Source organism: Synechococcus sp. MU1655, from assembly GCF_023630655.1.
GTDB lineage: Bacteria > Cyanobacteriota > Cyanobacteriia > PCC-6307 > Cyanobiaceae > Synechococcus_C.
In genome coordinates, this window is the sequence record NZ_JAKUHK010000090.1 from 1 (window position 1) to 7,075 (window position 7,075).

Annotated in this window: 9 protein-coding genes and 1 pseudogene; 5 read left to right on the forward strand and 5 right to left on the reverse strand. The window is 55.6% G+C overall.

Annotated elements, in window-relative coordinates:
* The 4 genes and pseudogenes from NCN04_RS05760 to msrA form a co-directional block, all read left to right on the forward strand.
* Nucleotides 1-132, forward strand: a pseudogene (locus NCN04_RS05760) (3-hydroxyacyl-ACP dehydratase FabZ); the annotation flags it as partial.
* A 5-nt stretch (nt 133-137) separates the two neighbouring features.
* Entirely contained in the window at nt 138-989 is an 852-nt protein-coding gene (lpxA, locus tag NCN04_RS05765; protein WP_048348287.1) for an acyl-ACP--UDP-N-acetylglucosamine O-acyltransferase, read from the forward strand.
* A complete protein-coding gene (gene lpxB / locus NCN04_RS05770) occupies nt 989-2,173 on the forward strand; it encodes a lipid-A-disaccharide synthase (protein ID WP_250395457.1) in 1,185 nt (394 codons plus the stop codon). The genes lpxA and lpxB overlap by 1 nt, the downstream gene beginning before the upstream one ends.
* A 4-nt stretch (nt 2,174-2,177) precedes the next feature.
* On the forward strand, nt 2,178-2,810 hold the full coding sequence (msrA, locus tag NCN04_RS05775) for a peptide-methionine (S)-S-oxide reductase MsrA (protein WP_250395458.1): 633 nt from the start codon (nt 2,178-2,180) through the stop codon (nt 2,808-2,810).
* A gap of 312 nt (nt 2,811-3,122) precedes the next feature.
* Here msrA and NCN04_RS05780 read toward each other — a convergent pair whose 3' ends face one another.
* From NCN04_RS05780 to NCN04_RS05800, 5 genes are read right to left on the reverse strand one after another with little or no spacing between them, the layout of a single operon-like run.
* Nucleotides 3,123-3,359 carry a hypothetical protein gene (locus NCN04_RS05780; RefSeq protein WP_048347090.1) on the reverse strand — a complete coding sequence of 79 codons (237 nt, stop codon included), beginning with the start codon at nt 3,357-3,359 and terminating at the stop codon, nt 3,123-3,125.
* A gap of 32 nt (nt 3,360-3,391) precedes the next feature.
* Entirely contained in the window at nt 3,392-4,882 is a 1,491-nt protein-coding gene (locus tag NCN04_RS05785; protein ID WP_250395459.1) for a leucyl aminopeptidase, read from the reverse strand.
* Nucleotides 4,883-4,919: 37 nt separating this feature from the next.
* The gene (locus tag NCN04_RS05790; RefSeq protein WP_048347088.1) at nt 4,920-5,522 is read right to left on the reverse strand and encodes a hypothetical protein; all 603 of its coding nucleotides are present in this window, start codon (nt 5,520-5,522) and stop codon (nt 4,920-4,922) included.
* Nucleotides 5,523-5,529: 7 nt separating this feature from the next.
* The gene (locus NCN04_RS05795) at nt 5,530-6,105 is read right to left on the reverse strand and encodes a hypothetical protein (protein ID WP_048348286.1); all 576 of its coding nucleotides are present in this window, start codon (nt 6,103-6,105) and stop codon (nt 5,530-5,532) included.
* 54 nt (nt 6,106-6,159) lie between these two features.
* Nucleotides 6,160-6,888, reverse strand: coding sequence for a response regulator transcription factor (locus tag NCN04_RS05800; protein ID WP_048347087.1), 729 nt, complete (start codon nt 6,886-6,888; stop codon nt 6,160-6,162).
* A gap of 106 nt (nt 6,889-6,994) precedes the next feature.
* On the opposite strand from NCN04_RS05800, the gene NCN04_RS05805 reads away from it, so the two are divergent.
* Nucleotides 6,995-7,075: DUF1825 family protein (locus NCN04_RS05805; RefSeq protein WP_250395460.1), on the forward strand; the 81-nt coding region annotated here is incomplete at its 3' end.

Below are 7,075 nucleotides of genomic sequence, written 5' to 3' on the forward strand. Positions count from 1 at the left end.
GGGGATCAATTGAGGATTACTTGCGAGTTGCTCAGCCTGAAACGCAAGCGTTTTGGCAAAGTGAAAGCGGAGGCCACGGTGGATGGACAGCTTGTCTGTTCTGGTGATCTGATGTTTTCTCTGGTGGATTGATCGTGATGAGTGAGGAGCTCTCCACATCAGTGATTACTGACGATCGCCCTGCCCAGGTTCATCCGATGGCGGTGGTTGATCCCAGAGCAGAACTCGCCCATGGAGTTGTGGTCGGTCCTGGAGCGGTGATCGGCCCTGAGGTGAGTATTGGGGCTAACACCTGGATCGGTCCGCACGTGGTACTCGATGGTCTGCTGCGCATTGGTGCGCACAATCGCATTTACCCCGGCGCTTGTTTGGGGCAAGAACCTCAGGATTTGAAATACAAAGGCGCTCCAACGGAGGTTGTGATTGGTGATCACAACACCATTCGTGAATGCGTCACGATTAATCGCGCCACTGATGAAGGAGAGCAAACTCGGATCGGTGACAACAACTTGCTCATGGCTTATTGCCACCTTGGGCATAACTGTTTGCTGGGTAACAACATTGTGATGTCGAATGGCATCCAAGTAGCAGGCCATGTGCTGATTGAAGATCGCGCTGTAATTGGTGGTTGTTTAGGAATTCACCAATTCGTCCACATCGGTGGTATGGCCATGGTTGGCGGCATGACTCGTGTGGATCGTGATGTTCCTCCCTACTGTCTCGTTGAAGGTCATCCAGGCCGGGTCCGGGGGCTTAATCGTGTGGGCTTGAGGCGTCAGGGCCTGCACCGCCTCGAGGGGGGCCAGGAATTCAAACAGCTTCAGGACATTTGGTCGTTGCTCTATCGCTCCAATCACGTCATTGCCGACGGCTTAAACCTTGCGAGGCAGCAGGCCTTGCTGCCTGCCGCGAATCATCTCTGCACGTTTTTGGAGGGTTCCTTGTCGACAGGTCGACGGGGCCCTATGCCTCCTCCATCTAGTCGCTGATGGTGCGTCTGCTCATCAGCACCGGCGAGGTGTCAGGAGATTTGCAGGGAAGCCTTCTAATTCAGGCTCTTTGGCGTGTTGCGAAGCGTCGTGGACTGGATTTAGAAGTTCTTGCTCTCGGGGGTGAGCGGATGAAGGCCGCCGGAGCTGAGTTGCTGGCGGACACCTCTCCGATGGGAGCGATCGGTTTGTGGGAAGCCCTTCCTTTGGTGGTTCCCACGATTCGATTGCAAGCCAGGGTGGATCGGGTATTGAAGGAGCGTCCACCCGATGGGGTGGTGTTAATCGATTACATGGGCGCCAACGTGCGCTTGGGCCACAGCCTCAGAGGCCGACTGCCGGATGTGCCAATCACTTATTACATCGCCCCCCAGGAATGGGCTTGGCGCATTGGGGAAGGAGGCACCAAAAGTTTGCTGCAGTTCACAGATCGCATCCTGGCGATTTTCCCTGAAGAAGCTGAGTTTTATTCCGGTCGAGGCGCTGAGGTCACCTGGGTGGGGCATCCCCTTCTGGACATGGTTCCGGTTTCATCCGATCGCCAGGCTGCTCGGTGTGCGTTGGGTTTGCCCTTGGACGGAGCTCTCTTGCTCTTGATGCCTGCATCGCGGCCTCAGGAACTGCGTTATCTCATGCCTGAATTGGTGCAGGCTGCTGCCACCCTTCAGGCGCGTGACCCATCTCTGAATGTGATGGTGCCTGCCGGATTGGAGCGCTTTGAGGAGCCTCTGCAACAGGCCCTGGATCAAGCGGGGGTTCGCGGGACCGTCATCCCTGCCGACCAGGCGGATGCCATGAAGCCCCACCTGTTTGCAGCGGCCGATTTGGCACTGGGTAAATCGGGAACCGTGAATTTGGAATTGGCGTTGCAGGGTGTACCGCAAGTGGTTGGCTATCGAGTCAGCCGTGTCACTGCTTGGGTGGCACGGAGAATTCTCCGCTTTCACGTGGATCACATCTCGCCGGTCAATCTTCTGCTCAAAGAGAGACTGGTGCCGGAGCTGTTGCAGGAGGATTTCAACGCCGATCAGTTAGTTGCATTGGCCATTCCGCTGTTGAACAACCAATCGGTTCGGCAAAGGGTTTTGGATGGGTATCAGCGCTTACGTGACACCCTTGGTGAACCGGGTGTGACCGACCGTGCGGCGGAAGCCATCCTTGACCAGATCAAACAGCCCTCTTGACCTCATGCGTGCATTAATCCCACTGGTTTTGACCAGCATGATGTTGTTGAGTCCGATGTCAGCTATGGCAGCTGTCCAGGATGCTGTCCTTGCTGGTGGCTGCTTTTGGTGCCTTGAGCATGATTTAGAGGATGTTGAAGGTGTGATCTCGGTTGAAAGTGGGTACAGCGGTGGCCATGTGGAGAACCCCACTTATCAACAAGTAAGTAGTGAAAAAAGTGGGCATCAAGAGGTGGTACGTGTTCGATTTGACTCCGATAAAATCAGTTATGCCAATCTTTTGCAGCATTATTGGCGAAACATTGATCCTCTTGATGGGAAAGGCCAGTTTTGTGATCGAGGTGACTCGTATCGGCCAGTTATTTTCACTTCTAGAGACAAGCAGGCCACCGCTGCTCAGGCAAGTGCTGCCTCTGCTGCAAGTGAATTAGGGGTGTCAAGATCCAAGATAAAAGTGCAGATTCGTGATTCAGTTCGGTTCTGGCCTGCAGAGGATTATCACCAAAATTACGCTAAAAATAATCAGCTTCGCTATCGCTACTACCGATTTAGTTGTGGGCGCGATCGCCGCCTTGATGCTGTGTGGGGGGAGCGCGCAAGATCAGGTACAGCGTGGGTGAATCAAGCGCAGCCATAATCCATTTCCGAAATCTGAAGAAAATCTGTAATTTGAATATTGGTTTTTTTCAGGCGTTTCTCAGTAAAGATGCGGGTTTTCCCCTCTCGACGCTCCCAGATTTTGTCCTTACCATTGGTCCAAGATTTGTGGAGGGGGCTGTATGTATCTGCTGACGATCAAGGATGGTCTGGTGACGCGTCACGTGGGTCCTTATCCGTCTCCGAAGCTTGCTTCCGATGATTTGGATCGAGTGCTTGCAAGTTGTTCTGAGCGGGCTCGCTGGCAGATTCATGCGCTTGAGTGCCCACGTGCCATGACTGCGGTTGCGTCCTAATCGGCTTGTCGGCCTGGATAACCGCTGAGAAGACCGCTTTCGATCATTAAGCCGATGCCTGCATTAATACAGATCAGGCTGAGGGCTCCATACCAGAACCAAGGCCCACGGTCCTGTCCAAGCATCTGAATAATGCGTCGACTGATAGCTTCCCCAAAGAGGCAGAGTCCTACAGGTAAAAGCAGAACGCCAAGTTGAGCTCGCAGGTACCAGCGCAAGGGTCTGGAAGCCATTCGTTTTGGTTGTCGCACAGTCTTTGAAAAACCTAGTTCTCGGCCTGATGTGTTTGCGCGCACACCCAATTCACCAAGGTGCGCACTCCGTAGCCAGTGGCTCCAGCAGGATCCATACCTCTCCCCTTGTCGCTCCACACCGTGCCCGCGATGTCGATGTGCGCCCATGGAATGGAGCCCTTAACAAACTCCTTGAGGAATAAAGCGGCTGTAATCGAGCCTCCTGGCCGGGGACCTGTGTTTTTTAAATCCGCAAGGAGTGATTTGAGGCCCTTGCGATAAGCCTGGTGCATTGGCATCCGCCAGAGCCCCTCACCTGCATCTTTTGCTGCTCCTTTTAAGGAGTTGGAAAGTGAGTCGTCTTCAGTCCAAAGTCCAGCAATCTCGTCGCCAAGGGCAATCACGCAGGCACCGGTCAATGTGGCCAGGTCCACGATGGCATCGGGTTCAAGTTCGGATGCATACACCAAGGCATCCGCGAGGGTCAGCCGTCCTTCCGCATCCGTGTTGTTGATTTCAATTGTGGTGCCGTTAGACGCGGTGACGATGTCACCTGGATGCACGGCAGAGCCGTTGATCATGTTTTCGCATGACGCCACCAGCATGTGCACTTCAATCCCCTTGGGGCGGAGCTCAGCGATTGAGCGCATCGCGCCAAGCACAGCGGCACTGCCTCCCATATCGAATTTCATCATGTCGATCTGCGCAGCGCCCACTTTCAGGTTGTAACCACCGGAATCAAAGGTGAGCCCCTTGCCGACCAAGACCACCCGTTTTGTGGCAGGACCGGAAGGGCGGTAAGTGAGATGGATGAACTTGGGATCCATGTCTGAGCCTTGGCAGACTGAAAGGAATGACCCCATTCCCCTCGCTTCACAGTCGCTCCGCTCAAGCACCTTCAAGTCCAAGCCATGCTCGCGCGCCATCTGAGCAGCGCTTTCGGCAAGGGCTGATGGAGTAACACTGTTGGGAGGTGCTGCAACGAGCTCTCTTGCGAGTTCTACCCCTGCGCAAATGGGGTGCACCGCTTCGAGGGCGCTGTTGAGGGTATTGGGGAGGGGGCCGAGCAGTTCAAGTTGCTCGGGGTGAATGCTGGGCTCGGGTTGACTGCGGAAACGTTGATCGCTGAAGAGCGCAAGCCTCACCGCTTGCGCTGCAACGGTCACCGCTTCTGCAGGATCAACGGCGTTCCATGGCAGTAACAACCCAAGACTGCCCGTCTGGTCCTTGCTCGCTCGGGCCGCCGCAGCGCCCGCCTCTCGAAAGCTATTGACATCAAGTGCTTCAAGAGGCCCCAGGCCTATGAGTACGAGGGAGATGCACTTGGGGTTCAGGAGTTGAAGTCTCGCACTCTCTCCTTTTTTCCCTTGGAACTTCCGCTGTTCCAACCAGTTGCCAAGGGAGATGGAAAAGCGTTCCTCCATCGCAGGTATCCAGCCATTGGGATCACCCTCTGCAATGCCTAGGGCCAACACGGTTCCCGACCAGGCCTCTGGTTGGGCCGAAGAGAGGGAGATCTGCATGGAGATTGGGCGCGTGAACCGATGCTACGAGGCACCCTCAATCGGCATGGAACGGCGTGGACCAACGCTCACGGGTCTCCTTGTTAAAAGGCGGTTGCCAGAGACGAATCAAGGTTTGTTCCAGCCGTCGTCGAGGACGGGTTTCCTGCGGGACATCGGCCCAGAAACGGATGCTTGTGCTGCAGCACAAGCCTGTGCTCATGCAGGCCTCTTGGTAACTCGCCAAGTAAGCCTTGCAGTCGTGCTCGCCTTTCCAGCGCCGATCCGCCGCCTTTGTTTCTCCGATGTAGAGAAGAATCGGGTGTTCGAGTTCTTTCGGCCGATCCATCACGAGATAGATGGCAGCCCCTCGGTGGGGACTGTTGGGCCAGCGCCAGAAGCTCAAAGGTAAGGGCCTGAGCTGCAGGGGCTGGAAGCTACTCAGCGGATTGGTGTTGTCACTGGCAAACAGGTGCTGTTGTTCTGCGTGTTGATTCCGATGCCCGAACTGAGCAGAAAACAGAGGTGCTTGGAACTGATGAACTCGCTCTTGCCAGTCCTGTAATAGCTCTGAGCTCAGGGGCAGGGAACGTTCGATCAGACCACTGGACTCTGCCAATGGTTGCTCAAATAGGTTGCCCTGCCCAGGGGGAGTGGCCATGGGGTTATTAGCTCCTTGGAGGGAGGCTGGGGCCTGATGGCCGTGCCCCAAAGCTCACGCGGCCAATCAGCTGTTCCACAGCATCAGGCGGTAAACAGACGCGTTCCTGAAGATCAGCGAGATGCTCAAACGGTTTCCGCCGCCGCTCCTCGATCAAACGTTGGAGGCGGGGTTTTGGCCAGTTGAGAGTCTGCTCTAACAAGGTGGGTGCCGCGGCATTGAGATCCAGTGGAGGCTGTTCAGGCAGCACTGGAGTATCCCCATGCCAGCGAAACACCAGGTGAGGCGTCCACAGTCCTATGAGATCAGCGGGAAGGTTGAGCAAGAGCGCGAGATCATCCAGCTGGCTGAATTGCACCCCACCCCGTTGCAGTCGCATCAGCACATCCACCATGTGTTCACTGCAACCAGGCAGTTTTTGCCATTGTTCAGGCGTCGCCCGATTGACATCCAGGGTCCAGGTATCCGCTGCGTTAGGGGTCTCCCTCGGCTTTGGTTTCGCTCGGACAGGGTCTGGAGGGAGATCGCCGGTGGCCTGCAAGAGCTTGCGAGCCAGGGGGTCAAGCCAGTGCTGGCGCGACATTGCTTTAGGGACTTTCTTCTTGGCCAGGACCATACCGAGCCCAAGCCTGTGGTGTTAGGGGGTCCAGCGCGGAGGCGAGGTTGGGATGTCGATCAGTCCCTGTTGAAAGGCAACCACCACGGCATGGGTGCGGTTGTTGGCTTGCAACTTACGCAGAAGGCTGCCGATGTGGGATTTCACCGTGTCGATCGAGACCACAAGACTGTCTGCGATCTCCTGATTGCTCATTCCTTTGCAAAGTCCACGCAGCACGTCCTCTTCCTTCAAGCTCAGTTCGGGAGGAATGGAGCCAGAGGCTGTGCGTGCCAGTCGACCGTGGCGGAGAACGTCTGCGATCACTGAATCGTGATAGGTGCCATCGGATTCCATTGCGGTTAGGGCTGCAGTGACGCCTCCCATCCCGACATTCTGATGCGAGCACAATCCATCACAGGGCGCGTCGATCGCCTGGAGGATGGTCCGCAGAATTGGACGCTGAACGAGTAGCAACGCTTTCAAAGTGGGCTTGTTTTGTTTGGCGCGCCGAATGAGGCTTGGACCATTGCCACCCTCGAGCTGGTCTGTGCAGATCAAGAGATTGACATCATCCGTTTGCAACCTCTGAAGACAGTCCTCTTCCGTGGTGGCGGCAGCAACCAGGTGCCCAAGGTCTTGAAACCAGCCCATCCAACTGGCTAATAACACGCGATCGCCACTGGCAATCGCTGTGCGACTAGTGCGCAGAAGACTGTGCCCCTGTTTGCTGCGCGTCTGAAGTCTGGGGATCTGGGAGGTGAGATCCACGCCATTCTGAAACTCTCTTCATGTTGACTTTGGTGAGGGGGCGTGGATCCGCACTGTGAGGGATTCCGCGAATTGTTCAAAATATGGATGACTCTTTTTCAAGACCATGGCCTTCTTCGATTCCGAAATCGTGCAGGAGGAGGCCAAGCATCTTTTTGGCGACTATCAGCAGTTGATGCAGTTGGGG

What these genes read in the sequence shown, in the direction of transcription:
- NCN04_RS05790 (WP_048347088.1), bottom strand. Translation starts at nt 5,522, where the DNA reads ATGGCCACTCCCCCTGGGCAGGGCAACCTATTTGAGCAACCATTGGCA.
- NCN04_RS05785 (WP_250395459.1), bottom strand. Translation starts at nt 4,882, where the DNA reads ATGCAGATCTCCCTCTCTTCGGCCCAACCAGAGGCCTGGTCGGGAACC.
- lpxA (WP_048348287.1), top strand. Translation starts at nt 138, where the DNA reads ATGAGTGAGGAGCTCTCCACATCAGTGATTACTGACGATCGCCCTGCC.
- NCN04_RS05795 (WP_048348286.1), bottom strand. Translation starts at nt 6,105, where the DNA reads ATGTCGCGCCAGCACTGGCTTGACCCCCTGGCTCGCAAGCTCTTGCAG.
- lpxB (WP_250395457.1), top strand. Translation starts at nt 989, where the DNA reads ATGGTGCGTCTGCTCATCAGCACCGGCGAGGTGTCAGGAGATTTGCAG.
- NCN04_RS05780 (WP_048347090.1), bottom strand. Translation starts at nt 3,359, where the DNA reads ATGGCTTCCAGACCCTTGCGCTGGTACCTGCGAGCTCAACTTGGCGTT.
- msrA (WP_250395458.1), top strand. Translation starts at nt 2,178, where the DNA reads ATGCGTGCATTAATCCCACTGGTTTTGACCAGCATGATGTTGTTGAGT.